The 24,751-nt window shown below is 62.3% G+C and carries 16 protein-coding genes; 4 read left to right on the top strand and 12 right to left on the bottom strand.

The window, feature by feature from the left end; translation table 11 throughout:
- Nucleotides 1-12: 12 nt before the first annotated feature.
- The 7 genes from BO74_RS00970 to gap form a co-directional block, all read right to left on the bottom strand.
- Entirely contained in the window at nucleotides 13-2,064 is a 2,052-nt protein-coding gene (locus BO74_RS00970) for a M3 family metallopeptidase (protein WP_496439357.1), read from the bottom strand.
- Nucleotides 2,065-2,134: 70 nt separating this feature from the next.
- Nucleotides 2,135-3,073 (bottom strand): phosphoribosylaminoimidazolesuccinocarboxamide synthase, encoded by a 939-nt coding sequence (locus tag BO74_RS00965; protein WP_496439356.1) that lies wholly within the window; start codon nucleotides 3,071-3,073, stop codon nucleotides 2,135-2,137.
- A 50-nt stretch (nucleotides 3,074-3,123) separates the two neighbouring features.
- On the bottom strand, nucleotides 3,124-4,452 hold the full coding sequence (locus BO74_RS00960; protein WP_496439354.1) for a DUF3422 family protein: 1,329 nt from the start codon (nucleotides 4,450-4,452) through the stop codon (nucleotides 3,124-3,126).
- An 85-nt stretch (nucleotides 4,453-4,537) separates the two neighbouring features.
- On the bottom strand, nucleotides 4,538-5,962 hold the full coding sequence (gene pyk / locus BO74_RS00955) for a pyruvate kinase (protein ID WP_496439352.1): 1,425 nt from the start codon (nucleotides 5,960-5,962) through the stop codon (nucleotides 4,538-4,540).
- A gap of 180 nt (nucleotides 5,963-6,142) precedes the next feature.
- Complete coding sequence (locus BO74_RS00950) at nucleotides 6,143-6,925, bottom strand: hypothetical protein (protein ID WP_496439351.1); 783 nt, start codon at nucleotides 6,923-6,925, stop codon at nucleotides 6,143-6,145.
- A 139-nt stretch (nucleotides 6,926-7,064) separates the two neighbouring features.
- Nucleotides 7,065-8,234: a phosphoglycerate kinase gene (locus BO74_RS00945; RefSeq protein WP_496439350.1), complete on the bottom strand. Its 1,170-nt coding sequence runs from the start codon at nucleotides 8,232-8,234 to the stop codon at nucleotides 7,065-7,067.
- A gap of 75 nt (nucleotides 8,235-8,309) precedes the next feature.
- Nucleotides 8,310-9,311, bottom strand: a complete 1,002-nt coding sequence (gene gap, locus BO74_RS00940) for a type I glyceraldehyde-3-phosphate dehydrogenase (RefSeq protein ID WP_496439349.1) — start codon at nucleotides 9,309-9,311, stop codon at nucleotides 8,310-8,312.
- A gap of 474 nt (nucleotides 9,312-9,785) precedes the next feature.
- Here gap and pgi point away from each other — a divergent pair, with 474 nt between their 5' ends.
- The 4 genes from pgi to glgA are packed head-to-tail and all read left to right on the top strand — an operon-like array spanning nucleotide 9,786 to nucleotide 15,883.
- On the top strand, nucleotides 9,786-11,414 hold the full coding sequence (gene pgi, locus BO74_RS00935) for a glucose-6-phosphate isomerase (protein WP_496439348.1): 1,629 nt from the start codon (nucleotides 9,786-9,788) through the stop codon (nucleotides 11,412-11,414).
- Between the two features lie 35 nt (nucleotides 11,415-11,449).
- Nucleotides 11,450-13,087, top strand: coding sequence for an alpha-D-glucose phosphate-specific phosphoglucomutase (locus BO74_RS00930; RefSeq protein WP_496439347.1), 1,638 nt, complete (start codon nucleotides 11,450-11,452; stop codon nucleotides 13,085-13,087).
- 56 nt (nucleotides 13,088-13,143) lie between these two features.
- The gene (gene glgC, locus BO74_RS00925; RefSeq protein WP_496439345.1) at nucleotides 13,144-14,415 is read left to right on the top strand and encodes a glucose-1-phosphate adenylyltransferase; all 1,272 of its coding nucleotides are present in this window, start codon (nucleotides 13,144-13,146) and stop codon (nucleotides 14,413-14,415) included.
- A gap of 28 nt (nucleotides 14,416-14,443) precedes the next feature.
- The gene (gene glgA / locus BO74_RS00920) at nucleotides 14,444-15,883 is read left to right on the top strand and encodes a glycogen synthase GlgA (RefSeq protein WP_496439344.1); all 1,440 of its coding nucleotides are present in this window, start codon (nucleotides 14,444-14,446) and stop codon (nucleotides 15,881-15,883) included.
- Between the two features lie 133 nt (nucleotides 15,884-16,016).
- Here the strand turns inward: glgA and BO74_RS00915 are convergent, their stop codons facing one another.
- The 5 genes from BO74_RS00915 to BO74_RS00895 all read right to left on the bottom strand — a co-directional run bounded on the left by BO74_RS00915 (nucleotide 16,017) and on the right by BO74_RS00895 (nucleotide 24,745).
- A complete protein-coding gene (locus BO74_RS00915; RefSeq protein WP_496439343.1) occupies nucleotides 16,017-16,421 on the bottom strand; it encodes a DUF2934 domain-containing protein in 405 nt (134 codons plus the stop codon).
- Between the two features lie 130 nt (nucleotides 16,422-16,551).
- Nucleotides 16,552-18,111 (bottom strand): 4-alpha-glucanotransferase, encoded by a 1,560-nt coding sequence (malQ, locus tag BO74_RS00910; protein WP_496439342.1) that lies wholly within the window; start codon nucleotides 18,109-18,111, stop codon nucleotides 16,552-16,554.
- Nucleotides 18,112-18,115: 4 nt separating this feature from the next.
- Nucleotides 18,116-20,104 carry a glycogen debranching protein GlgX gene (gene glgX, locus BO74_RS00905; RefSeq protein ID WP_496439340.1) on the bottom strand — a complete coding sequence of 663 codons (1,989 nt, stop codon included), beginning with the start codon at nucleotides 20,102-20,104 and terminating at the stop codon, nucleotides 18,116-18,118.
- The gene (gene glgB, locus BO74_RS00900) at nucleotides 20,092-22,284 is read right to left on the bottom strand and encodes a 1,4-alpha-glucan branching protein GlgB (RefSeq protein WP_496439339.1); all 2,193 of its coding nucleotides are present in this window, start codon (nucleotides 22,282-22,284) and stop codon (nucleotides 20,092-20,094) included. The genes glgX and glgB overlap by 13 nt, the downstream gene beginning before the upstream one ends.
- A gap of 1 nt (nucleotide 22,285) precedes the next feature.
- Nucleotides 22,286-24,745 (bottom strand): glycogen/starch/alpha-glucan phosphorylase, encoded by a 2,460-nt coding sequence (locus tag BO74_RS00895; RefSeq protein ID WP_496439337.1) that lies wholly within the window; start codon nucleotides 24,743-24,745, stop codon nucleotides 22,286-22,288.
- Nucleotides 24,746-24,751: the final 6 nt, after the last annotated feature.

Raw genomic sequence — 24,751 nt, 5'->3', positions numbered from 1 at the left:
CCTGAACGGCAATCAGGCGGCGATCATACCACTATGCCGAAGCAATGCATCGACCTGCGGATCGCGGCCGCGGAAGGCGCGGAAATTCTCCAGCGCGGGGCGCGCTCCCCCCGCCGCGATGATTTCGTCGAGGAAACGCTTGCCGACCGCCGGGTCGAACGGGTCGCCAGCTTCTTCGAAAGCGGCGTAGCTGTCGGCCGAGAGGACTTCCGCCCACTTGTAGCTGTAGTAGCCCGCCGCGTAACCGCCGGCGAAGATGTGGGAGAAGCTGTTGGGGAAGCGATTCCATTCGGGCGGAAACGTTACCGCGACCTCCTTGCGGACCGCGTCGAGCAGGTCGAGCACGCTGCGCGATCGAGCCGGTTCGAAGTCGCTATGCAGCAACATGTCGAACAGCGCGAACTCGATCTGGCGCACCGTCAGCATGCCGCTCTGGAAGTTGCGTGCGGCGAGCATCTTGTCGAACAGCTCGCGCGGCAGCGGCTCGCCGCTGTCGACGTGGCCGGAGATCTGGCGCAGCACGTCCCATTCCCAGCAGTAGTTCTCCATGAACTGCGACGGCAGCTCGACGGCATCCCATTCGACGCCGTGGATGCCCGAGACGCCGAGTTCCTCGACGCGTGTGAGCAGGTGGTGCAGGCCGTGACCGGCTTCATGGAACAGCGTCTCGACGTCGCCGTGGGAGAACGTAGCTGGCTTGCCACCGACCGGGCGCGGGAAGTTGCAGGCCAGGTAGGCGACCGGTTTCTGGATGCCTGAGTTGTCGTTGTTGCCGACGCGCCGCCGCGAGATTGCTTCGTCCATCCAGGCGCCGCCGCGCTTGGTTTCGCGCGCGTAGGGGTCGAGGTAGAACTGGCCGACCAGTTCGCCGTCCTTCTCGATGCGGAAGAAGCGCACATCCTCGTGCCAGACCGGCGCGCTGTCCGGCCGGATCTGCACGCCGTACAGCGCCTCCACGACGTGGAACAGGCCGGCCAGCACCTTGGGTTCGGTGAAGTAGGGTTTGACGTCCTGTTCCGAGAAGGCGTAGCGCGCCTGGCGCAATTTCTCCGAGGCGTAGCCCATGTCCCACGATTCGAGCGTTTCCAGCCCGAGTTCGCGCCGCGCAAAGTCGCGTAGTTCCGCGACGTCCTTCTCGGCGAACGGCTTGGCCTTTTTCGCCAGGTCGTGCAGGAAGGCGAGCACCTGCTGCACCGATTCGGCCATCTTGGGGACGAGCGACACTTCGGCAAAGTTGCGATAGCCGAGCATTTTCGCTTCCTCCTGGCGCAGTTCCAGGATGCGCTTGATCAGCGGCGTGTTGTCGAGGTTTTCCGGCCCGAATTCCGAGGCGCGGGTGGCCGAGGCGCGGTAGAGGACTTCGCGCAGGCGGCGGCTGTCGGCGAATTGCTGCACCGGCCAGTAGGAGGGCATGTGCAGGGTGAATTTCCAACCCTCCTTGCCGTCCTTCTCGGCGGCTTCGCGGGCGGCATGGATCACGTCGGGCGGCAGCCCGGCGAGTTCGGCCTCGTCGGTGACGAATTCGGCGAAGGCATTGGTCGCGTCGAGCAGGTTTTCCGAGAACTTGGCGGCCAGCGAGGCGAGTTCCTCCTGGATGGCCTGGAAGCGCGGCTTTTGCGCGTCCGCCAACTCGGCGCCGGAGAGGCGGAAGTCGCGCACTTCGTTGTCGATGATCCGGCGCCGGGCCGGCGACAGCGTGGGGTATTCCGCGCTGTCGCGCAGGGCCTTGTACTTGGCAAACAGCTTGAGGTTGTGCCCGAGTTCGGCATAGAAGCGGCTGACGTCCGGCAGCATCTGGTTGTACGCCTCGCGCCATTCGGGGATGTCGTTGACCGAATGCAGATGCCCGACGATGCCCCAGGCGCGCGAGAGGCGCTCGATACCGTCGGTCAGCGGGCCGGCGAAGTTGTCCCAGGTGGCGGGCTGCGGGTCGTCGGCCAGGCGGTCGATCAGCACACGGTTCTCGGCGAGCAGGTCGTTGATCGCCGATTCGACGTGGGTCGGCCGGATGGCGTCGAAGCGGGGCAGTCCGGAAAAGTCGAGGAGGGGATTGGTGTCGGTCATGGTCTGTGTGTTCCGGAAATAAAGCGGGCGGCCGCAGCCGCCCGACTCGGGAAAAAGATCGGGACGATGCTTAACCGACCAGCTTCTTGCCGGTTAGTTGCTCGTACGCCTCGATGTACTTGGCGCTGGTGCGGGCGACGACGTCGGCCGGCAGCGTGGGGCCGGGGGCCTTCTTGTTCCAGTCGAGCGTTTCCAGGTGGTCGCGCACGTATTGCTTGTCGTACGACGGCGGGTTGCTGCCGAGCTGGTACGAGTCGGCGGGCCAGAAGCGCGACGAATCGGGCGTCAGCGCCTCGTCGATCAGGTGCAGCGTGCCGCAGGCGTCAACGCCAAACTCGAACTTGGTGTCGGCGATGATGATGCCGCGCGTCAGCGCGTAGTCGGCGGCCGTGCTGTAGAGAGAGATGGCGGCGTCGCGGGCTTCGGTGGCGATCTGTGCGCCATTCTTGCCAGTTCCCTTGAGCACCTCGGCAAGGGCGGCACCGCAGTTGACCTGCGCCTGCTCGAAGGAAATGTTCTCGTCATGTTCGCCCAGTTCGGCCTTGGTCGCCGGGGTGAAGATCGGCTCCGGGAGCTTGGCGGCGAGTTGCAGGCCGGCCGGCAGCTTGATGCCGCAGACGGCGCCGGTCTGCTGGTAATCCTTCCAGCCCGAACCGATCAGGTAGCCGCGTACCACGGCCTCGATCGGCAGCGGCTTCAGGCGCTTGACGACCAGCCCGCGTCCGCGCACCTGCGCCCGCTCGTCCTCGGCGACGACGCTTTCCGGATCGATGCCGGTGAGCTGGTTCGGCAGGATGGTCGCCAGCTTGTCGAACCAGAAATTGGCCAGTTGCGTGAGCACGATGCCCTTGGCCGGGATCGGGTTCGGCAGAACGACGTCAAACGCGGAAAGGCGGTCGCTGGTGACGATCAGCAGCTTGTCGTCGCCCACGGCGTAGATGTCGCGCACCTTGCCGCGGCCGAGCAGCGGCAGGCTCTTGATGGAGGATTCGTACAGGGCTTGAGTCATGGCGTGGGTCCCGAAAGAGATTCGCAAAAACAACGGATTATAAAATAGTTTCAGTGTTCGGCATCGGAACCTGCTTCTTCGGCGGCAAGGGCTTTGCGCATCCGCTTGATGCCGAACAGCGCGAGAGCCGCGATGACGGGGATCGAGCAGGCGACGACGATTTCCGGCGAGAGCGAGTGGAAGACTGACTTGGCGCCCTTCGAAAGGTAATACACCAGCTGCGAAGAATAGTAGGTGATGGCGGCGATCGAAAGGCCTTCGACTGTCTCCTGCAGGCGGAGTTGCACCTTGGCGCGCCGGTTCATCTGCGCCAGCAGTTCCTGGTTCTGGCGTTCCAGTTCGATGTCGACGCGGGTGCGCAGCAACTGGCTGTTGCGTGCCACCCGGCTGGAGAGATCCTGTTGCCGGCTGGCCATCGCGGCGCAGGTGCTCATCGCCGACTGGAAGCGGCGCTGCATGAATTCGTGCAGCGTCGGATAACCGGGAACGCGGATTTCGCGCAACTCGTCGATGCGCTGCAGCACGAGGTTGCCGTAGGCGCGCGAGGCGGTGAAGCGGAAGGTGGTGCGGGCGACCGAGTGCTCGACCTCCGCGGCGATCTTCGAAAGATCTTCGAGAACGGCGCGTTCTTCTTCCGGGCAGTCGGCTTTCCCGATATGGTCCATCAGTTCGGCCAGACGCCGCTCCGCACCGGTCAGCCAGCGCCCGACCTCGTTGGCGACCGGCAGGCCGAGCAGGGCCAGCATGCGGTAGGTCTCGATGTCGAAAAGGCGCTGGACCGCGCGTCCCGGCTGCCGACCGACCATGCTGTCGTCAAGGACCAGGAAGCGGGAAAACCGGTTGTCGAGCATGAAATCGGTGAACACCCACGCCGCGCCGTTGGCGATGCGCGAAACGACCATTTGCCGGTCGGCGGTCGGCGAGAGCCCTTCCAGCACCTTTTCCGGCGACATTTCCTTCGTCGAGCGCAGTTCGACGTGGGTGGCTACCAGCAACTTGCCGGGAATGCCGACAAGCCAGCCGGGAAAGACCGCGTCGAGGGCGGTCGTGGCGGGATCGAGCGGCTCGCCTTCGGTCAGCGGCTGGAAAAACGTGTAGCTCGAATACTCAGTGTGCAGTTCCCAGCGCAGCAGAAAATTTCCGGCGTCCACCAGCATGTGCGTCGCCGAGTTTTCCAGAAACTTGCAGGCACTGGTCTGGCAGAGGCGCAGCACGTTCTCGCGCTCCGCTTCGACGGAGGTCACGTCATGGTGAAAGGCGAGGTGCGAGACCAGCGTCGGGCTGGATAACGGAATCGGCGAGCGGGCGTGGAATTCCCGGTTGAGATGCTCGCGTAGCGGGTGTTCTTCGACACTGCTCAGGTTGAATCCGGGAAGCATGCAGGCTCCAGAAAAGAAAAGCCGCGACACGATACAGAGCAAGGGTCGCGGCGTTGCGCCAACGCTATCTGGCTGTTCAGCCCTCTTACTTGTCACCGACGCGCACGATGGTCATTGTGTTGGTTCCGCCCGCGAGACCCATGCGGTCGCCGTAGGAGATGACAATGAGATCGCCTTTCTTCACCACGCCGGCCTCGATGAGCCGTTGCTCGGCGTTGCGGCGCAGAACGTCGCGGTCCGCATTCATGTTGGTCATCAGGAGGGGGAAGACCTCCCGGAAGAGCGTCATGCGCGTTTGGGCGACCGCGTTCTCGGTCAGGGCGAAAATGGGAATCCCGCAGTTCAGACGGCTCATCCAGAGCGCGGTCGAGCCGGTCGAGGTCAGCGCAGCGACGGCCTTTACTTCCAGATGGTAGGCGGCGAAGAGCGAGGCCATGGCAATCGACTGGTCGATACGCGTGAACGAGCGATCGAGGAAACCGCGATCAAGCGTCACCGGCAGCGATTTCTCGGCCTCCTCGCAGATTCGGACCATCGATTCGACCGTCTGCACCGGGAACTCGCCCGCGGCCGTTTCGCCGGAGAGCATGACCGCGTCGGTGCCGTCGAGCACGGCGTTGGCGACATCGGAGACTTCCGCCCGCGTCGGCGCCGGCGAATGCGTCATCGATTCCATCATCTGCGTCGCGGTGATGGCCAGCTTGTTCTTCTCGCGGGCGCGCCGGATCATGCGCTTCTGCAATGCGGGGACCGCGGCATCGCCGACTTCGACGGCGAGATCGCCGCGGGCCACCATCAATCCGTCGGAGGCGTCGAGAATCTCGTCCAGCGCGGCGACCGCTTCGACCCGTTCGATCTTGGCGATGGTCAGTGCGTGGCCGCCGGTGGCCAGCATCAGCTGGCGCGCCATGTACATGTCGGAAGCGCTCTTGGGGAAGGAGACGGCGAGGAAGTCGGCGCCGATCTGCGCGGCCGTCTTGATGTCGTCCATGTCCTTCGCCGTCAGTGCCGGCGCGGAGAGTCCGCCACCCTGGCGGTTGATGCCCTTGTTGTTGGACAGCGGGCCGCCGTGGCGCACCACGGTGAAGATCTCATGTCCGATGACCTTTTCGACTTCCAGGACGACGCGGCCGTCGTCGAGCAGCAGGATGTTGCCGCTCGCGACGTCGCCCGGCAACGCCTTGTAGTCGAGGCCGACCCGCTCGCGATTGCCCAATTCGCACTGCGCATCAAGAACGAACTTGTCACCGGTCTCCAGAAAAATCTTGCTTTCCTCGAACTTGCCGATCCGGATCTTCGGGCCCTGCAGGTCGGCGAGGATGCCGATCGAGCGCCCCAGCTTCGCGGCGATCCGGCGGACTTCGGTCGCTGCCTGGATGTGGTCTTCCGCCTTGCCGTGCGAGAAGTTCAGGCGCACGACGTCGACGCCGGTGCGAATCAGGGTTTCGAGGATCTGCGGGTCTCGCGACGCCGGGCCGAGGGTGGCAACTATTTTTGTATGGCGGGCCATGGAAGTCCTTGTGCTAAATGACGGGAGGTGTCAGTGATTTGATCGTCCCAGAATCCAATAATCGTGTTTCGCGTTGATGAACGCCCTTTTTGGCACGCAGTCCGGGCGAATAATTCAGGATGATGCCCCAATTCTTTTCCGGATACCACGCGAAAAGGTATCCGGATCGTTGGACGGTTTCTACAGGCCGGCCGAGCGCCACCACTGGGCGTGCTTGTCGCGCAGTTCCTTGTGCGAAAGCATCGGGTAGAACGCGACGTCGGGACCGTTGCCGACGTAGAAGCCCTTCCGGACCATGCGGTAAGGGAAGTCCAGCGAATGCACGCGATGGACCATCTTGCTGTCCTTCGGGCTGGGCTGCTCGCCGGTGGCGGGCTTGAGCGTCATCAGCGCCTCGCGCAGATGGTGGATGAACGGGTAGGGCAGGTCGCCGACTTTCCCGTTTTCCGGGTCGGTCGCCAGTTCGCCCAGTTCCAGTTCGACAAAAAACAGCGCCGGAAACTGGATGAATTTCGCCGGATTGACCGTGACGCTGCGATAGAAGGCATTCGGTTCAAGGTTGCTGACGACCAGGCTGTTGACCGGAACGAGATCCTGGTAAAGGTGCAGGTCCTGATCCGTTTCGCCGGGCAGTTCGCCCCGTTCCAAGCCCAGCGTGTGCCCGTAGGACGTTGTCAGGTAGAGCTTGCCCAGCGCAGTGATCGGCAGGTGCTCCAGCACGCGGTAGACCGCGATATAGACCGAGTGCTTGGGCGTTCCGTCGTCGGCGGGCACGCAACGGGCAATGGCTGTTTCGATTTCGAAGTGCTCGCTGCGAAAGGCGGGATCGACCTCGAAAAACAGGCTCTGGCCCTTGGATTTATAGCCGCTGCCGGTCGCGTAATACTGGCCGAATTTCTCCGGGGGAAGATTCGAGGCAATCAATGCTTCGGGGATCAGCGAGAAATACAGATGGACGTCCATGCGGGCGAATCCTCGAGAAAAATGCAGTTTGGGGCGGATCGGCGGAAGAGCAGCGGCACCGGTATCGTCAGCGATAGCGGTGCCGCCTCACGAATCGGCGCCGCCGGAGCCAGGCTCAGGCGGCGCAGGTCGCCAGGAATCAGTCCTTGGCGCGCGATTCGAGAATATCCACAGCCGGGAGACGCTTGCCTTCCAGGAACTCCAGGAAGGCGCCGCCGGCGGTGGAGATGTAACCGACCTTGTCCTCGATCTTGAAGACATTGATCGCCAGGACGGTATCGCCGCCGCCAGCCAGGGTGAAAGCCTTGGATTCGGCGACGGCCTTCGCCAGTTCCTTGGTGCCGTTGGCGAAGGCATCCATCTCGAACACGCCGACCGGGCCGTTCCATACGACAGTTCCGGCCTTGGTGATGATCTCGGCCAGCGCCTTGGCGGACTGCGGGCCGATGTCGAGGATCATGTCGTCGTCGGCAACGTCGTCGACGCTCTTGATCGTGGCTTCGGCCGTGGCGGAGAACTCCTTGGCGCAGACGACATCGGTCGGCAGCGGCACGGCGACCTTGGCCATTACGGCCTTGGCCTGGTCAACGAGGTCCTTCTCGGCCAGCGACTTGCCGATCTTCTTGCCCGAGGCGAGCAGGAAGGTGTTGGCGATGCCGCCGCCGACGACCAGCTGGTCGACCTTGGCGGACAGGCTTTCGAGCACAGTCAGCTTGGTCGAAACCTTCGAGCCGCCAACGATGGCGACCATCGGACGGGCCGGTTGGGCCAGCGCCTTGGTCAGCGCTTCGAGCTCGGAGGCGACGCAGGGGCCGGCGCAGGCGATCTTGGCGTACTTGCCCATGCCGTAGGTGGTGGCTTCCGCGCGGTGCGCGGTGCCGAAGGCGTCCATCACCCAGACGTCGCACAGGGAGGCCATCTTTTGCGACAGTTCGTCGTTGCACTTCTTCTCGCCCTTGTTGCAGCGGCTGTTTTCCAGCATGACGATTTCGCCGGGCTTGACTTCGAAGCCGCCATCAACCCAGTTCTGGATCAGGCGGACGTCCTTGCCGAGCAATTCGGACATGCGCTTGGCTACGGGCGCGAGCGAGTCTTCGGGCTTGAATTCGCCTTCGGTCGGGCGGCCGAGGTGCGAAGTGACCATCACGGCGGCGCCCTTGGAGAGCGCGTACTGGATGCCGGGGAGGGCGGCGCGGACGCGGGTGTCGTCGGTGATCGCCAGGTTGTCGTCCTGAGGGACGTTCAGGTCGGCGCGGATGAAGACGCGCTTGCCGGCGACGTCGAGGTCGGTGAGGCGTTTGAAAGTCATGGCAGTACTCTCTTTTTGCAGGAATTCAAGACAAAAAAAGGGCACCTTGCAGTGCCCTTTTTTCCGGGTCTTACATTACTTCGAGGAGATTACGCGGACCATCTCGAGAACCTTGTTCGAGTAGCCCCATTCGTTGTCGTACCAGGAGACCAGCTTGACGAAGGTCTTGTCCAGCGCGATGCCGGCCTCGGCGTCGAAGACGGAGGTCATCGACTCGCCGCGGAAGTCGGTCGACACAACCTTCTGGTCGGTGTAGCCGAGAACACCCTTCATCGGGCCTTCCGACGCGGCCTTGAGGGCAGCGCAGATTTCTTCGTAGCTGGCTTCCTTGTTCAGCTCGACGGTCAGGTCGACCACGGAAACGTCGGAGGTCGGCACGCGGAAGGCCATGCCGGTGAGCTTCTTGTTCAGCTCGGGAATGACGACGCCAACGGCCTTGGCAGCACCGGTCGAGGACGGGATGATGTTCTCGAGGATGCCACGGCCACCACGCCAGTCCTTGTTGGACGGGCCGTCAACGGTCTTCTGGGTGGCGGTGGCAGCGTGCACCGTGGTCATCAGGCCGCGCTTGATGCCGAAGGTGTCGTTGATGACCTTGGCGAGAGGGGCCAGGCAGTTGGTGGTGCAGGAGGCGTTGGAGATGATGTCCTGGCCGGCGTAGGTCTTGTCGTTCACGCCGTAGACGAACATCGGGGTGTCATCCTTGGAAGGAGCGGACATGATGACCTTCTTCGCGCCAGCGGCGATGTGCTTGGCAGCGGTTTCCTTGGTCAGGAAGAGGCCGGTGGATTCGACGACGACGTCGGCGCCGACTTCGTTCCACTTCAGTTCGGCCGGGTCCTTGACGGCGGTCAGGCGGATCTTCTTGCCATTGACGATCAGGTCGTTACCCTCGACCTTGACGTCGCCCTTGAAACGACCATGCACGGAGTCATAGGTCAGCATGTAGGCAAGGTAGTCAGGCTCGAGCAGGTCGTTGATGCCGACGATCTCGATGTCGCTGAAATTCTGCACGGCGGCACGGAAAACCATGCGTCCGATACGGCCAAAACCATTGATACCTACTTTGATAGTCATGATTCACTTTCCTCGTTAAAAAAACAGACTTCAAAATGGGCGATTATGCTTGTGGTATGGTCTTGGCGACCCCTTGGGGACTGGGGGCCAGACTGCTCTCGTTGCGCGCCAACGTGCGAAAACCCGGTTGGCACGCGAACCACAAAGACACGATATCCCCCGGCAGCGGGGGTACTGCGAATCACCTATTAGGGGCCGATATTATCCGACAACTGGCGTCAGATTTCCAGTCGCGACCGTTACATTTTTGTTGCATGGGAATCAAATGTCCGGCTCGGCTGCCCGGAAGGCGGTTCACTCGTGCGGGAACCTGGCGGGAGGCGCTGAATCAGAGGGATTCTGACGCAAACATTTTTATGATTCAAGAGTCGCTGAACGACGATCATTAGGCATAGAATAGGTTCGGATTCGTTGTTTAGAGCGGCTTGCGGCCGGTGGCCGGAAAACCATCAAGAACAAGTGGAGGTTGCCTCAATGACAATTACGGCCACGCGGACATGGGCGGATCTTTGCGCCCATCGTCTGAAAACAGAGAATGCGCATCTCCGCGAACTGTTCGCCGGCGACCCGCAGCGTACTGAAAAGCTCAGCCTCGCGTTCGACGACATTCTTTTTGATTTTTCGAAGCAGCGTGTGACGCCCGAGACGCTGGCGTTGCTCGTCAAGCTGGCGGAAGAAGCGTTCCTCCCTGAGTGGATCGGGCGGATGTTCGCCGGCGATCACATCAATGTCACCGAAGATCGTGCCGTGCTGCATGTCGCGTTACGCCACTCTCTTGCTCCGTTTCCCGATGCGCAGGGCGACGTGATGCCCGAGGTGCGGCATACCCGGCAGCGGATGGCGGAGTTCGCGGAAGCGCTGCGCGCCGGCAAGTGCGTGGGGCATCAGGGCATGGCGATCCACGACGTCGTTAATATCGGCATTGGCGGCTCTGATCTGGGGCCGAAGATGGTGAACCAGGCGTTGCGATCCATCAGCCACCCGGCGCTCGGTGTGCATTACGTGTCGAATCTCGACGGGGCGCAGTTGGCCCCGTTGCTGCAGACGCTCGATCCCCGGACCACCCTGTTCATCCTGGTCAGCAAGACCTTCACCACCCAGGAGACGATGCTGAACGCCGAGACGGCGCGCAACTGGCTGAAGGCCAATCTCGGCGATGATGTCGATCTGGCGAATCACTTCGCCGCCGTGTCGAGTCGTCCGGAGCGGGCGGTGCAGTTCGGTGTCAGCAGCGAGCGCGTGTTCCCGATCTGGGACTGGGTCGGCGGGCGCTATTCCCTGTGGTCGGCCGTCGGGCTGGCGCTGATGATTTCCGTGGGGCCGCATGCCTTCGGCGAATTGTTGCGGGGTGCGGAACGCATGGACGAGCATTTCCGTTCAGCACCGTTGGCGCAGAACCTGCCGGTGATCATGGCGCTGATCGGCATCTGGAATACCAATTTCCTCGGTGCGACAAGCAACGCCGTGCTGCCGTACAACGAATCGCTGAAATATTTCCCGTCGTTCCTGCAGCAACTCGAGATGGAGAGCAACGGCAAATCGGTGAGCATCAGCGGTGATCCGGTTGATTGCGCGACGTCACCGATCGTCTGGGGCGAACTCGGCAACAACGGCCAGCACGCCTTCTTCCAGTTGCTGCATCAGGGCGGAAGACTGGTTCCGTGTGATTTCATTGCCTCGGTACGTTCGGACTATCCGCTTCCGGGGCATCAGGAGGCGTTGCTGTCGAACTGTTTTGCGCAGAGTGCCGCGCTGGCGTTCGGCAAGACGGAGAGCGAAGTGCGCGAGAGCTTGGAGAAAGAAGCGCTGACGCCGGAGCAGATGGTCGATTTGTTGCCGCATCGCGTTTTTGCCGGGAATCAGCCTTCTTCGACCTTGCTGCTGAAAAGCCTCAGCCCCGGCACGCTCGGCGCGCTCGTCGCGCTCTACGAGCACAAGGTTTTTGTCCAGGGCGCCATCTGGGGCATCAATTCGTTCGATCAATGGGGTGTTGAACTCGGCAAGGCAATGGCGAGCCAGATTCTGCCGGCCTTTGCCGATCCGTCGCTGGCCTCCGGGTTCGATACGTCGACGCAGGGATTGCTGGCCTATTGCCGCAGGTAAATCTGATTGCTGACAAATACAGGGAGAGCTTTGAGATGCATGTCGTGACAGTTCCAACCACTCCGTTCGCCGGACAAAAGCCCGGCACATCGGGTTTGCGAAAGAAAGTCAAGGTGTTTGCCCAGTCGGGGTATCTGGAGAATTTCGTCCAGTCGATCTTCGACACGCTGTCCGGGCAGCAGGGAAAGACGCTGGTGCTTGGCGGCGACGGGCGTTATTTCAATGACGTGGCGATCCAGATCATCCTGCGCATGGCGGCCGCGGCGGGGTTCGGGCGTGTCCTCGTGGGCCAGAATGGGATCTTGTCGACGCCGGCGGCGAGCGCGGTCATCCGCAAGCATCAGGCCTTCGGCGGGATCATCCTGTCGGCCAGTCATAACTCGGGCGGGCCGGACGGCGACTTCGGCATCAAGTACAACCTTGGCAACGGGGGACCGGCCAACGAGACATTTACCGAGGAGGTATATCGGCGGACTCAGGAAATCTCCTGTTATAAACGGGTCGAGTCGGATGATGTCGACCTTGGTCATCTCGGTGAAACGCGTGTCGGCGACATGACGGTGCAGGTCATCGATTCCGTCGCGGACTACGCCGAATTGCTTGAAACGCTGTTCGATTTCGAACGGATTTCCAACCTGCTGATGCGCCCCGAATTCCGGATGCGCTTTGACGCGATGCACGCGGTTACGGGGCCGTACGCGCGGGCGATCATCGAGCAGCGGCTTGGTGCGCCAGTCGGGACGGTGGTCAATGGGCTCCCATTACCCGATTTCGGCGGCGGGCATCCTGATCCGAACCCCGTTTATGCGGCGGATCTGGTCGCTGCGCTGGCTGATCCGCGTTCCGGCCTGTCGTTCGGCGCCGCTTCCGACGGGGATGGCGATCGCAACATGATCGTCGGGCGTGATTTCGTGGTCAGTCCAAGCGACAGTCTGGCTGTTCTGGCCGCCAATTACATGCATGTGCCAGCCTATGCGGCCGGCCTGGCCGGCGTGGCGCGATCCATGCCGACGAGTTGCGCGGTCGATCGCGTCGCCGAATCGTTGGGTATCCCCTGTTTCGAGACGCCGACCGGCTGGAAATTCTTCGGCAGCCTGCTGGATGCCGGCAAGGTCACCTTGTGCGGCGAGGAGAGCGCCGGGACGGGGTCGAACCACGTCCGCGAAAAGGATGGGCTTTGGGCGGTACTTTTCTGGCTGAACATCCTGGCAGCCCGGAATGAACCAGTCGCGCAGATCGTGCGCGAGCACTGGAAGACCTACGGACGCAACGTTTACTCCCGTCATGATTACGAAGGGATCGAGACGGAAAAGGCGGACCGGCTTTTTGCTGAACTGCGCGCGAAACTGCCGGAATTGCCGGGGCGCGAGATTGCAGGCTTGCGCATTGCTGCCGCGGACGACTTCGCCTACACCGATCCCATCGATGGCTCTCGCAGCGAGAAGCAGGGCGTGCGTGTGCTTCTGGATGGAGGCTCACGCGTGGTGTTCCGTCTGTCGGGAACGGGAACGGAAGGCGCCACTCTGCGCGTCTATCTCGAGCGCTATGTCGCCGATGCCTCTCTGCACGAAGTGCCGACGCAGACGTCGCTGGCGCCGCTCATCGCGCTGGCGGAACAGTTAGCCAATATCAACGGGATTACTGGAAGAAGTGCACCGGATGTGATCAGTTAAGTTGCACGGCGATCACGTGTTTGATGATTGGATCAGGGAATAAAAGGAGCGGCGACATGATCGAAAGAAGAACTTTTCAATTGCCCGGAAGAACGGTGGCGCTGGTGCTGGCCGGCGGGCGTGGGAGCCGGTTGTACGAGTTGACGGACCGTCGCGCCAAGCCGGCGGTTTACTTCGGGGGGAAATACCGGATCGTAGACTTCGCCATGTCCAACTGCGTCAATTCGGGCATCCGGCGTATCGGGGTCGTCACCCAGTACAAGTCGCACAGCCTGCTGCGGCATATTCAGCGCGGGTGGGGGTTCCTGCGCGGCGAGAACAACGAGTTCGTCGATCTCCTGCCGGCGCAGCAGCGTGTTGACGAAGAATCCTGGTACCGCGGGACGGCAGATGCCGTGTATCAGAACATTGACATCCTTGAGACCTACCATCCGTCTCCGCAGTACGTACTCATTCTGGCGGGCGACCACGTTTACAAGATGAACTACGCGGCGATGCTGGTCGACCATGTCGAAAGTGGTGCGGAGTGTTCGGTCGCCTGCATCGAAGTGCCCCGCAAGGAAGCGTCAGGGTTTGGCATCATCGCGGTGGACAACAGTAGCCGTGTTACCGACTTCATCGAGAAGCCTGCCGATCCTCCACCGATGCCCGGCAAACCCGATGTTTCTCTTTGCAGCATGGGAATTTACATTTTCAATGCGAAATACCTGTACGAGCAATTGAGCCGCGATATTGCCGATCCGACATCGAATCACGATTTCGGCAAGGACATCCTTCCCTACGCTGTGAAGGCCGGATGCGTCTATGCGCACTCCTTCTCCCGGAGTTGTGTGCATGCACCGGAAGAGGGGCCGGGCAAGGAAGATTACTGGCGGGATGCCGGTACGGTCGATGCCTACTGGGAGGCCAACATCGATCTGACGGCAACCGATCCGGCGTTGAATCTCTACGATTCAAGTTGGCCGGTGTGGACCTACCAGCAGCAACTGCCGGCGGCCAAGTTCGTGCATAACCAGATCGATCGGCACGGCGTGGCCATCGAGTCGACGGTTTCCGGTGGTTGCATAATCTCAGGCGAGTTGAATCGATCCCTGTTGTTCTCCGCCTGCCGGGTGCATTCCTATTCCAAGATCAACTGGTCGGTATTGTTGCCGGAAGTCGAAATCGGGCGGGGGGCGCGTCTGAACCGCTGCATCATCGATCACGGTGTAAGCATTCCGGCGGGGATGGTCATCGGCGAGGACCCCGCGGAAGATGCGCGTCGTTTCCGCCGGACCGACAACGGCGTTACTCTCGTTACGCGGCAGATGATCGAGCGGCTGCGGTGACTTTTCCGGATATTGGTTCGTAGATTACATGCGCATACTACACGTTGCTTCGGAGCTTTTTCCTCTCGTCAAGACCGGCGGTCTGGCCGACGTCATGGGTTCTTTGCCGCCGGCGTTGGCGAATCGGGGACTGGACGTTCGTGTCCTGCTCCCCGGACTGCCCGGTGTTCTCGCGGGCGTCGTCGGCCTGAAGCCGGTGCTTCAAATCGGGCCGGTATTTGGTGCGGCAGTCGTGACGCTCAGTTTCGGTCGCTTGCCCGACAGTGGTTTGCCTGCCTACGTGATCGAGGCCCCCTTCCTGTATCGGCGTGAGGGAAATCCCTATGTCGGGCCGGATGGCCATGACTGGAGTGACAACCATCGCCGGTTCGGCTTGCTGGGCTGGGTGGCGGCCCATCTGGCGTCCGGGGAGTTGGACAGCCAGTGGGTTCCGGAAGTTGTGCATGCGCACGACTGGCATGCAGGCCTCGCGTCTGCCTATATCGTCCAGAATCCCGGCCTCAAAACGCCGACCGTGTTTACCATCCATAACCTCGCATTCCGCGGTATCTTCCCGATGGAGTGTCACCTCGACCTCGGCTTGCCGATGCGCAAGCTGACACCTTATGGGATGGAGTTTCACGGCAAGATTTCCTTCCTGAAAGCTGGCCTGGTGTACTCGAGCAAGATCACCACGGTCAGTCCGAACTATGCCCGCGAAATTTGTACCCCGGAGTTCGGCTGTGGTCTTGACGGCGTCCTGCGTGATCGGGGCAGTGACCTGTCCGGGATTCTCAACGGGGTGGATTATTCGGTCTGGAATCCGTCCGATGCAAAGATTGCCGCCTCCTATACGGCTGACAATCCGGAGGGGAAAAAAGCCTGCAAGGCGGCCTTGCAGGCCGAATTCGGGTTGTCCCCCGACGCGCGTGGGCCGTTGTTCGCCGTGGTCAGTCGCTTGACCTCGCAAAAGGGAATGGATCTGCTGCTCGCCGCATTGCCGGAACTGCTTCGGGAAGGCGCGCAACTGGTTGTCCTCGGAACAGGCGAGGGCGACCTTGAAGCCGGCTTCCGTTATGCGGCCTCGGTCAATCCGGGTAATGTCGCCGTGTACATCGGTTATGACGAGGAGATGTCACACCGGTTCATGGCCGGAGCGGACGTCCTGCTGGTTCCGTCGCGTTTTGAACCGTGCGGGCTGACGCAGTTGTATGCGCTGCGCTACGGGACGCTACCCCTTGTGCGGCGGGTGGGCGGTCTGGCGGATACGGTGGTCGACGTAAATGACGATAACTTGGCGGCAGATCGGGCGACAGGGTTCGTTTTCGACGATGCCGCGCGTCATGCCCTCGGTGCACGCATTCGTAATGCCTGCGAGTTCTACCAGAACCAGGAAGCGTGGGGGAAGGTACAGCGGCGAGGAATGCGCCAGAACTTCTCATGGGACGATGCGGCGGCTCACTACGAGGAGCTTTACCGGGGTTTCTGAGTCGTTCCGTTCCGCGCGATCACCGTTTTGGCGAGGCGCGACAGATGCTCTATAAGGGGAGTCCTGAACGCCGGACTCCCTTCTTTTTTCTGCCTCAAAGCCGCACGAGCCTTTGGCCGTGCGCTTTAGGTGATTACTCTGCAGTTCCGCTGAGCAGGATCGCGATATCGCGCTCGGCTTCGATCCAGTCGCGTAGCGGGTCGCTCATGAATTGGCAGCTTTCGGCCCGGTAGTAGGCGGCTTCGGCGATCATCCTGTAGCGCTGCTCGGCGGTGATTCCTGCCACCTGGGTGGGCGCCTTTTTCTCGGCAGTCTTGCGCGGTGCAACGGTCCTGGTCGCAGCGGGTTTCTTCGCGACAGCCTTCTTCTCTACGACTGGATTGTCGGCAGCCGCTGCTGCCGCTGCCTTTTTTGTAGCCGTCTTCGCTGCTGCGGGTTTCTTGGCTTTGACTTCAACGGTTGTAGCGGCGGCGGTATCCGCCTTCTTCGTCCGTGTCGTCGATTTTTTGGTGGGGGTTTTCGCGGTTTCTTCAGCCATGATCATTCCTTTTGCAAAGGTGGATGAAAGTCTTTCCATCGATCAAACCTACGCTTCAATCCTACTACATCTGAGGGGTAGAGAATGTCATGCGGCTACCTTGGTGCCGCTTCGCGACGAAAGACTGTGGTTAATGTGCCGAAACGGCATGCTCATCGGTTCTCCTGCGTGGCGTGCGGCCATGAAGACGTCCCAGTTCGGCGAGGCGCTCGGCATGCCACGGGGCGACCTGATCCCATGTAAAACGCCATTCCCAGGAACCCTCGTCGGTGCCGGGGAGGTTCATGCGTGCCGAGGCATCGAGACCAAGCACATCCTGCATGGGGACGATGGAAATGGCGGCGACCGATGCCGAAGCGGCTCGAATCAGGTCCCAGTGGATCGACTCGCCACTGACACCGAGATAGCGGCGAACGTAGTGCCGGTCCTGCTCGGGAAGCGACCGCCACCAGCCGGGGGTTGTGTCATTGTCATGTGTTCCGGTGTACACGACGGTGTGCGGCTCGAAATTGTGTGGTAGATACAGGTTGTCGCTGTGACCATCGAAGGCAAACTGCAGGATGCGCATGCCGGGAAAACCAACGGCCTTGCGCAACGCAGTCACCTCCGGGGTTATGACGCCGAGATCCTCGGCGATGATCCTGATATCGCCCCGGTCTTTTGTGTTTTTGATTCCCAGTGCCTTGCGCATCTCGGCGAAAAGCGCCTGTCCCGGACCAGGAAGCCAGCGTCCGTCGATGGCTGTCGGGGCGGTGGCGGGTATTTCCCAATACGATTCGAAGCCGCGGAAATGGTCGATGCGCACGATGTCGGTCAGCTTGAGCGCACGGCGCAGCCGTTCCGTCCACCAGGTGTAGCCGTCTTTCGCGTGTTCTTCCCAGCGGTAGAGCGGGTTGCCCCAGCGCTGGCCGGTGGCGCTGAAATAGTCGGGCGGGACACCGGCAATGACGCGCGGGTGTCCGCCGGCATCGAGGTCGAACAGTCGTTGATGTGCCCACACGTCGGCGCTGTGCGCCGAGACGAAGATCGGCATGTCGCCGACAATGCGGATGCTTCGTTCGTTGGCGTAACGCTTGAGCGCCATCCACTGCTCGTCGAAACACCATTGGCAGAAACGCCAGAAGTTGCACTCATCGGCCAGCGATTTCGCGGCTTCACGCAGTGCCTTGGTCTTGCGCTGGACGAGTTCGCCAGGCAGATCCTGCCAGACCTTGCCGTACGGATTCAACCTGCCGTCGAGCGCCATGAACAGCGCATAGTCTTCGAGCCAGTCGCACTCCCTCTGGCAAAACGCCAGAAAAGCCTTGTGGGCATCCTGACGCGGGTCGGTGAAGAATCGCTCCGCGGCCAGTCGCAGGCGGGACATGCGGAAAGGTTTGACGGCCGGGTAGTTGATCCGGTCATTCCTGAACAGCGGATCAGGAGCGATGTCGGCGTCGGTCAGCCAGCCGCAGTCGCGCAGGTGTTCCAGATCGATCAGCAGTTCGTTGCCGGCGAATGCCGATGGGCTCATATACGGCGAGTTGCCGGGGCCGACGCCACCCAGCGGGAGGATCTGCCAAAGTGTCTGACCGCCGGCGACCAGCCAGTCGACGAAGTGATAGGCGGCCGGTCCGAGATCACCGGAACCGAAACGGCCCGGGAGCGAGGTCGGGTGGAGCAGGATGCCACTGTGTCGGTTGTAGGTCATGGCCTTATCCTTGCGAAAGAAGTTGCACGCTGCAGGCAGCAAGGGATGCATGCGTATGCCGCGAATCTGCGGCGAAAGGTCGGTCCGTTCCGGTGTCGCAACAAAGCCGCCAGTCGCCGGCCGGAAGTGCCGCCGTGTGCGGAAGGGCGGTGCGGTTGAACAGGAGGAGAAGCGTTTCGCAGCCGGGGCCGGAGGGCGCCAGGATGGCGCCGAGCGTTCCGGCGTGGGGAGCGTTCCAGTCCTCGGCGCGGATTTCCCGTCCGTCGAAGTGCCACCAGATGACGTCACGCTGCCCTTTCTGGTCCGGCGTGCCGGTGAGCCAGTCGTGCCGCCGCAGTTGCGCAAAGCGTTGTCGCAGGCGGATCAGGTTGGCGCAGAATTCGGCGAGGCTTTTGTCGGCGTGTTGCCAGTCGAGCCAGGCCAAGGCATTGTCCTGGCAGTAGGCGTTGTTGTTGCCCGACTGGGTGCGGCCGATCTCGTCGCCGCCCTGAAGCATCGGAATGCCTTGGGAAACGAACAGCGTCGCCAGCAGTGCGCGTTGCAAACGCGTTCGCCGTTCAAGCACTGCCGGATTGTCGGTTTCGCCCTCTACCCCGCAGTTGCAGGAGAGGTTGTGGCCGTGGCCATCGCGGTTGTTCTCGCCGTTGGCCTGATTGTGCTTGTGCTTGTAGCTGACCAGGTCGCGCAGCGTGAAGCCGTCGTGCGCGGTGATGAAGTTGACGCCGGCGAACGGCGAGCGGCCGTTGTGGCGGAAAATCTCGCTCGACCCGGAAATCCGCTGGGCCAACGCGCCGATGCTGGCTTCTCCCGTCAGCCAGAAGCCGCGGATGTCGTCGCGGAAACGATCGTTCCATTCGCTCCAGCCCGGGGGGAAGCGACCGAGGCGGTAGCCGTCCGGGCCGAGATCCCACGGTTCCGCGATCAGCTTGACGCGCGACAGTACCGGGTCCTGGCCGAGCGTCGCGAGGAACGCACTGTCGCGGGTAAGCGCGGCTGCCAGGTCGAAACGGAAGCCGTCGACGTGCATTTCGCTGACCCAGTAGCGGAGGGCGTCCATGACTAGCTGCAGCACGCGCGGGTGGGCCAAGTTGAAGGTGTTGCCGCAGCCCGAATGGTTTTCGTACAGGCGCGGGTTGTCGGACCGGAGCCGGTAATAGCTGGCGTTGTCGAGGCCGCGGAAGGACAGCGTCGGGCCGAATTCGTCCGTTTCCGCCGTGTGGTTGAACACCACGTCGAGGATGACCTCGATCCCTTCCGCGTGCAGGGTACGGACCATCGCACGGAACTCGTTGATGACGGACGGCGAGTCGGCCGTGGCGTAGCGCGGCTCCGGGGCGAAAAAGGCCAGCGTGTTGTAGCCCCAGTAGTTTTTCAGTCCGACGTGCAGCAGGCGCTTCTCGTCGAGGAAGGCATGCACCGGAAGCAATTTGACGGCGGTGACGCCGAGTCGCTTGAGGTGCGCCAGCATGGCCGGGGAGGTCAGCCCGGCGTAGGTGCCGCGCTGTGCTTGCGGGACGTCGGGATGATCCTGAGTCGCGCCCTTGACGTGGATTTCGTAGAGCACCGTGTCGCACCAGGGCGTCGCCGGCGGCGCATCGTTGCCCCAGTCGAACGGCTCGTGGACGACGCAGGACTTCAGTTGCTGCTCGGGAGGGACGAAGGAGTCATAGGCAAAGCGGCCGGCCAGCCCGCGGCAATAGGGGTCAATCAGCAAGTGCTGCGGATCGAAACGGTGGCCGTCGGTATTCGGACCGTAGGCGCGGAAGGCATAGCACAGGCCGGGAGTTGCGCCTGACAGATAGCCATGCCAGATCTGGTTGGTACAACGCGGCAGGGGGAGCGTGGAGATTCGCCCCTGTTCAACGATGCACAGCTCGATGCGTTCCGCATGGGCGGAGAAGACGGCGAAGTTGACGCCTTCTCCGTCCCAGTGTGCTCCGAGCGGCCAGGGTCGCCCTTCCTGCAAACCGGCGTGCGTGATCAGGCTTCCCATTCAAGAAACACCGTGGCCAGCGGCGGCAGGGTCAGCGAAATCGACCACTCGCGCCCGTGCGCTGGCGTCGGCTCGGCCTCTACGCGGCCGAACGGGTTGCCGACGTTGCTGCCGCCGTAGTACTGCGAATCGGTGTTCAACCGCTCGTGGTAGGTGCCCCGTCCCGGTGCGCCGACGCGATACCCTTCGCGCACCACCGGCGTGAAATTGCAGACACAGAGCATGACGCGCGAGGAATCCTTCCCGCGGCGCAGGAAGGCGATGATCGAATTGTCGGAGTCGTTGGCCGAGATCCATTCGAAGCCGTGATGGTCGAAGTCGATCTCGTAAAGCGCCGGGGTCTTGCGGTAAAGCGTGTTGAGATCGCGGATCAGCGCGCGGATGCCGTCGTGTTGCGGGAACTCGAGCAGGTTCCAGTCGAGCGAGCCGGCGTCGTTCCACTCGTTCCACTGGGCAAACTCGCCGCCCATGAACAGCAGCTTCTTGCCCGGATGCGCCCACATGAAGCCGTAGAGCGCGCGCAGGTTGGCGAACTTCTGCCAGTAGTCGCCCGGCATCTTGGCGATCATCGAGCCCTTGCCGTGCACCACTTCGTCGTGCGAGAGCGGCAGGACGAAATTCTCGGTGAAGGCGTAGAGCAGGCCGAACGTCAGTTGATGGTGGTGGTAGCGGCGGTGCACCGGATCGTGGCGAATGTAATCGAGCACGTCGTGCATCCAGCCCATGTTCCACTTGAAGTGGAAGCCCAGTCCGCCCATCGACGGCGGCCGGCTGACCCCCGGCCAGGCGGTCGATTCCTCGGCGTAGGTCGCGGCGCCCGGACATTCCGTGCCGAGCACCTCGTTCATCCGGCGCAGGAAATGCACGGCTTCCAGATTCTCACGGCCACCGTAGATGTTGGGAACCCACTCGCCGTGCTTGCGGCTGTAGTCGCGGTAGAGCATCGAGGCGACGGCATCCACGCGCAGACCGTCAACGCCATATTGCTCGATCCAGTACAGGGCGTTGCCGACGAGGTAGTTGAATACCTCGCGTCGCCCGAAGTTGTAGATCAGCGTCCCCCAGTCCTGGTGCATGCCCTCGCGCGGGTCGGCGTGCTCGTAGAGGCATTGCCCGTCGAAGCGGCCGAGTCCGTGCTCGTCGGTCGGGAAGTGGGCGGGGACCCAGTCGACGATGACGTCCAGGCCGGCGCGATGACAGGCGGCGACGAAGTCGCGGAACCCGTCGGGTGAGCCGAAACGCGCCGTCGGCGCATAGAGGCCGAGCGGCTGGTAGCCCCAGGAGCCGTCGAACGGGTGTTCGGAGACCGGCAGGAGTTCGAGGTGCGTGAAGCCGAGATCGACGGCGTACGGGATCAGGGTTTCGGTCAGGCGCTTCCAGTCGAGGAAACCGCCGTCCGCGTCACGCTGCCACGAGCCGAGATGGACTTCATAAATGGAGATCGGTGAATCGAGGCGGCTGCTGGCGCCGATTGCCCGGCGCTTTTCGGTGACCGGCAGGCCGTGGACGATCGAGGCCGTGGACGGGCGCAGCTCGGCGGCAAATCCGTACGGGTCGGCCTTGTGCGGCAGGACCCGGCCGTCCTTGGCGCGAATCTCGTACTTGTAGCAGGTACCTGCCTCCAGGCGGGGGATGAACAATTCCCAGACGCCGCATTCGCGGCGCAGACGCATCGGGTGGCGGCGCCCGTCCCAGGTGTTGTAGTCGCCGATGACGCTGACGCGTTGCGCGTCAGGTGCCCAGACGGCGAAGGTGACGCCCTTGATTCCGTCGATTTCGCGCAGATGCGCGCCGAGGCGCTCGAACGGCCGCAGATGCGAGCCTTCGGCGAGCAGCCAGGCGTCGAGGTCGCCGATGATCGTCGGGAAGCTGTAGGGGTCTTCAGTTTCCTGCACGCCGCCGGACCAGGTGATCTTCAGGCGATATTTGAAGGGCTTCGAGCGTCCGAGCAGCGAACCTTCGAAAAGGCCTGAAGCGCCTGGTATGCCGTCGAGCTTCCGCTCGGGGAGATCCAGCACCTGTTCGCCGCTCGTCGCGTCGATGACCGACACGGCGAGCGCGCCGGGCTGCATGGTACGGATCCACAGCCGCCCCTTGCTGTCGGCATGCATGCCGAGGACGGCGAACGGGTCGCCGTGTTCGGCACGGCACAAGGCCAGCGCTTCCGCTTTTCTTAACATGTCAGACCTTCTTTCTTAGTGACGTGCCGAGATTCCAGGTGTCCTCCGCGTATTCGCGAATCGTGCGGTCGGAAGAGAACTGACCCATGCCGGCGACGTTGAGGATGGCCTTGCGCAGCCATGCCTCCGGTGTCTTGTACACGCTGTCGACGTACTTTTGCTTCTCGATGTAGTCGGCATAGTCCGCCAGCAACATGTAATGGTCGCCGTAATTGACCAGGCTGTTGAACACGTCGTGATAACGGCGCCGGTCGTTCGGCGAGAAGAAGCCGCCATCGATCTTGTTCAGCGTTTCGTTGAGCAGCGGGTCGTTCTGGTAAATCGAACGCGGATCGTAGCCGGCGTTTCGCAGCGCTTCGACCTGTTGCGCGTTCTTGCCGAAGATGAAGATGTTGTCGGTCCCGACGTTGTCGCGAATTTCGATGTTGGCGCCGTCCTCGGTGCCGATGGTCAGCGCCCCGTTGAGCGCGAACTTCATGTTGCCGGTTCCCGACGCTTCCGTGCCGGCTGTCGAGATCTGCTCCGAGAGGTCGGCGGCGGGCATGATCAGTTCGGCGACCGAGACGCCGTAGTTCGGCACGAAGACGACCTTCAGGCGATCCTGGATACGGGGGTCGTTGTTGATCACGTTGGCGACGTCGTTGATCAGGTGAATGATCTGCTTGGCCATGTGGTACGAGGAGGCGGCCTTGCCGGCGAAAATAACGCAGCGCGGCGCCGCATCATCTGCCTGCCCGTGCAGGATGGCGTTGTAGTGGGTGATGACGTGCAGCACGTTGAGCAGTTGCCGCTTGTACTCGTGGATGCGCTTGACCTGGACGTCGAACAGACTGTCCGGATTGAGCACGATGCCCGTTTCGCGCCGGATGTAGTCGGCCAGGCGGACCTTGTTGCTGCGCTTGGCGGCGGCGAACCCGGTGCGGAAGCTCTCGTTGTCGGCCAACGGGCGAATCTTCTGCAATTTGTCCAGATCGATGCGCCAGTCACGCCCGATGTGTGCATCGAGCAGCGACGACAGTCCCGGATTGGCCTGGGCCAGCCAGCGGCGTGGCGTGACGCCGTTGGTCTTGTTGTGGAAGCGGTCGGGATAGAGCTTGGCAAAACCCGAGAAGATCGTCTTGATCATCAGGTCCGAATGCAGCTGCGAGACGCCATTGATTCGGTGGCTGCCGACGATGCACAGATGCGCCATGCGGACGCGCTTGCTTTCCTCGCTGCCATCGCCGTCGTCGATCAGCGAGACGCGGCGGATCAGGTCGATGTCGCCGGGGAAGCGCTGCTCGACTTCGGCCAGGAACTCCTGATTGATCCGGTAGATGATGCGCATGTGCCGCGGCAACAGGTAATGCACCAGGCTGACCGGCCAGGTCTCCAGCGCTTCGGGCATCAGCGTGTGGTTGGTGTACGAGAATATCCGCTTGCACTGGCTCCAGGCCGTTGCCCAGAGCATGCCGTATTCGTCGCAGAGCAGACGCATCAATTCGGCGACGGCGATCGCCGGGTGGGTGTCGTTCAGGTGGATGGCGACCTGATCGGCGAGGTTGTTGAGGTGGCCGTGTTCTTCCAGGTGGTGGAAGATGATGTCCTGCAGCGAGGCGGAAACGAAGAAGTATTCCTGCCGCAGACGCAGTTCACGCCCGGCCGGCGTGCTGTCGTTCGGGTAGAGCACCCACGAGATGTTCTCGAACCGGTTCTTGAATTCGGCTGCGCGCGCGTAATCGCCGGAGTTGAACGCGTTCAGGTCGATATGCGCAGGGGCGCCGGCCTTCCACAGGCGCAGCGTGCTGACCCGGTCGGTGTCGTGGCCCGGGATTACGTAGTCGAAGGCGCGTGCTTCGACGGCCTCGGCGGCATTCCATTCCGCCCATTCGCCGTGGTGCTCGGCCGTGCCGCCGAAGCGTACAGGGAACAGCGTGCCCGGGCGCGGGAATTCCCAGAGCGTGCCATCCTGGAGCCAGGAGTCCGGGTGCTCCACCTGGCCGCCGTTGATGATCGACTGGGCGAACATTCCGTATTCGTAACGCATGCCGTAGCCCCAGGAGGGCAGTTCCAGCGTGGCCATCGAATCGAGGAAGCAGGCGGCCAGACGCCCGAGACCGCCGTTGCCGAGCGCGGCATCCGGTTCGCATTCGATGACATCGGTGAGACTCGGCCCGCCGGCGTCGGAGAATGCCGCCACTGCTTTCTCGCGCAAGTCGAGTGCCGACAAGGCATTGTCCAGCGTGCGTCCGATCAGGAACTCCATCGACATGTAGTAGATGCGGCGAGACTTCTTGCGGCGGTCGTCGATCTGGGTCCGGACCCAACGCTGGGCCAGTTGGTCTCGGGCGACGATGGCCAGCGCCTTGTAAAGCTCCTTGGTGTTGGCCGTGGCTGGTTCGGCGGCGACGGCGTGCAGCAGCTTGTCGTCGATTTCGGCGCGGAACGCAGCGCCTTCGTTGTTCTTGGACGTTTCAGACATCGGTCT

This window comes from Propionivibrio pelophilus DSM 12018, assembly GCF_059569095.1.
The sequence above is the reverse complement of the archived record's forward strand: the minus strand, read 5'-3'. Positions and strand labels throughout refer to the sequence as shown.

Excerpts from the sequence above, each read along its gene's own strand:
- BO74_RS00970 (WP_496439357.1), bottom strand. The coding sequence starts at position 2,064 with ATGACCGACACCAATCCCCTCCTCGACTTTTCCGGACTGCCCCGCTTC.
- BO74_RS00965 (WP_496439356.1), bottom strand. The coding sequence starts at position 3,073 with ATGACTCAAGCCCTGTACGAATCCTCCATCAAGAGCCTGCCGCTGCTC.
- BO74_RS00960 (WP_496439354.1), bottom strand. The coding sequence starts at position 4,452 with ATGCTTCCCGGATTCAACCTGAGCAGTGTCGAAGAACACCCGCTACGC.
- pyk (WP_496439352.1), bottom strand. The coding sequence starts at position 5,962 with ATGGCCCGCCATACAAAAATAGTTGCCACCCTCGGCCCGGCGTCGCGA.
- BO74_RS00950 (WP_496439351.1), bottom strand. The coding sequence starts at position 6,925 with ATGGACGTCCATCTGTATTTCTCGCTGATCCCCGAAGCATTGATTGCC.
- BO74_RS00945 (WP_496439350.1), bottom strand. The coding sequence starts at position 8,234 with ATGACTTTCAAACGCCTCACCGACCTCGACGTCGCCGGCAAGCGCGTC.
- gap (WP_496439349.1), bottom strand. The coding sequence starts at position 9,311 with ATGACTATCAAAGTAGGTATCAATGGTTTTGGCCGTATCGGACGCATG.
- pgi (WP_496439348.1), top strand. The coding sequence starts at position 9,786 with ATGACAATTACGGCCACGCGGACATGGGCGGATCTTTGCGCCCATCGT.
- BO74_RS00930 (WP_496439347.1), top strand. The coding sequence starts at position 11,450 with ATGCATGTCGTGACAGTTCCAACCACTCCGTTCGCCGGACAAAAGCCC.
- glgC (WP_496439345.1), top strand. The coding sequence starts at position 13,144 with ATGATCGAAAGAAGAACTTTTCAATTGCCCGGAAGAACGGTGGCGCTG.
- glgA (WP_496439344.1), top strand. The coding sequence starts at position 14,444 with ATGCGCATACTACACGTTGCTTCGGAGCTTTTTCCTCTCGTCAAGACC.
- BO74_RS00915 (WP_496439343.1), bottom strand. The coding sequence starts at position 16,421 with ATGGCTGAAGAAACCGCGAAAACCCCCACCAAAAAATCGACGACACGG.
- malQ (WP_496439342.1), bottom strand. The coding sequence starts at position 18,111 with ATGACCTACAACCGACACAGTGGCATCCTGCTCCACCCGACCTCGCTC.
- glgX (WP_496439340.1), bottom strand. The coding sequence starts at position 20,104 with ATGGGAAGCCTGATCACGCACGCCGGTTTGCAGGAAGGGCGACCCTGG.
- glgB (WP_496439339.1), bottom strand. The coding sequence starts at position 22,284 with ATGTTAAGAAAAGCGGAAGCGCTGGCCTTGTGCCGTGCCGAACACGGC.
- BO74_RS00895 (WP_496439337.1), bottom strand. The coding sequence starts at position 24,745 with ATGTCTGAAACGTCCAAGAACAACGAAGGCGCTGCGTTCCGCGCCGAA.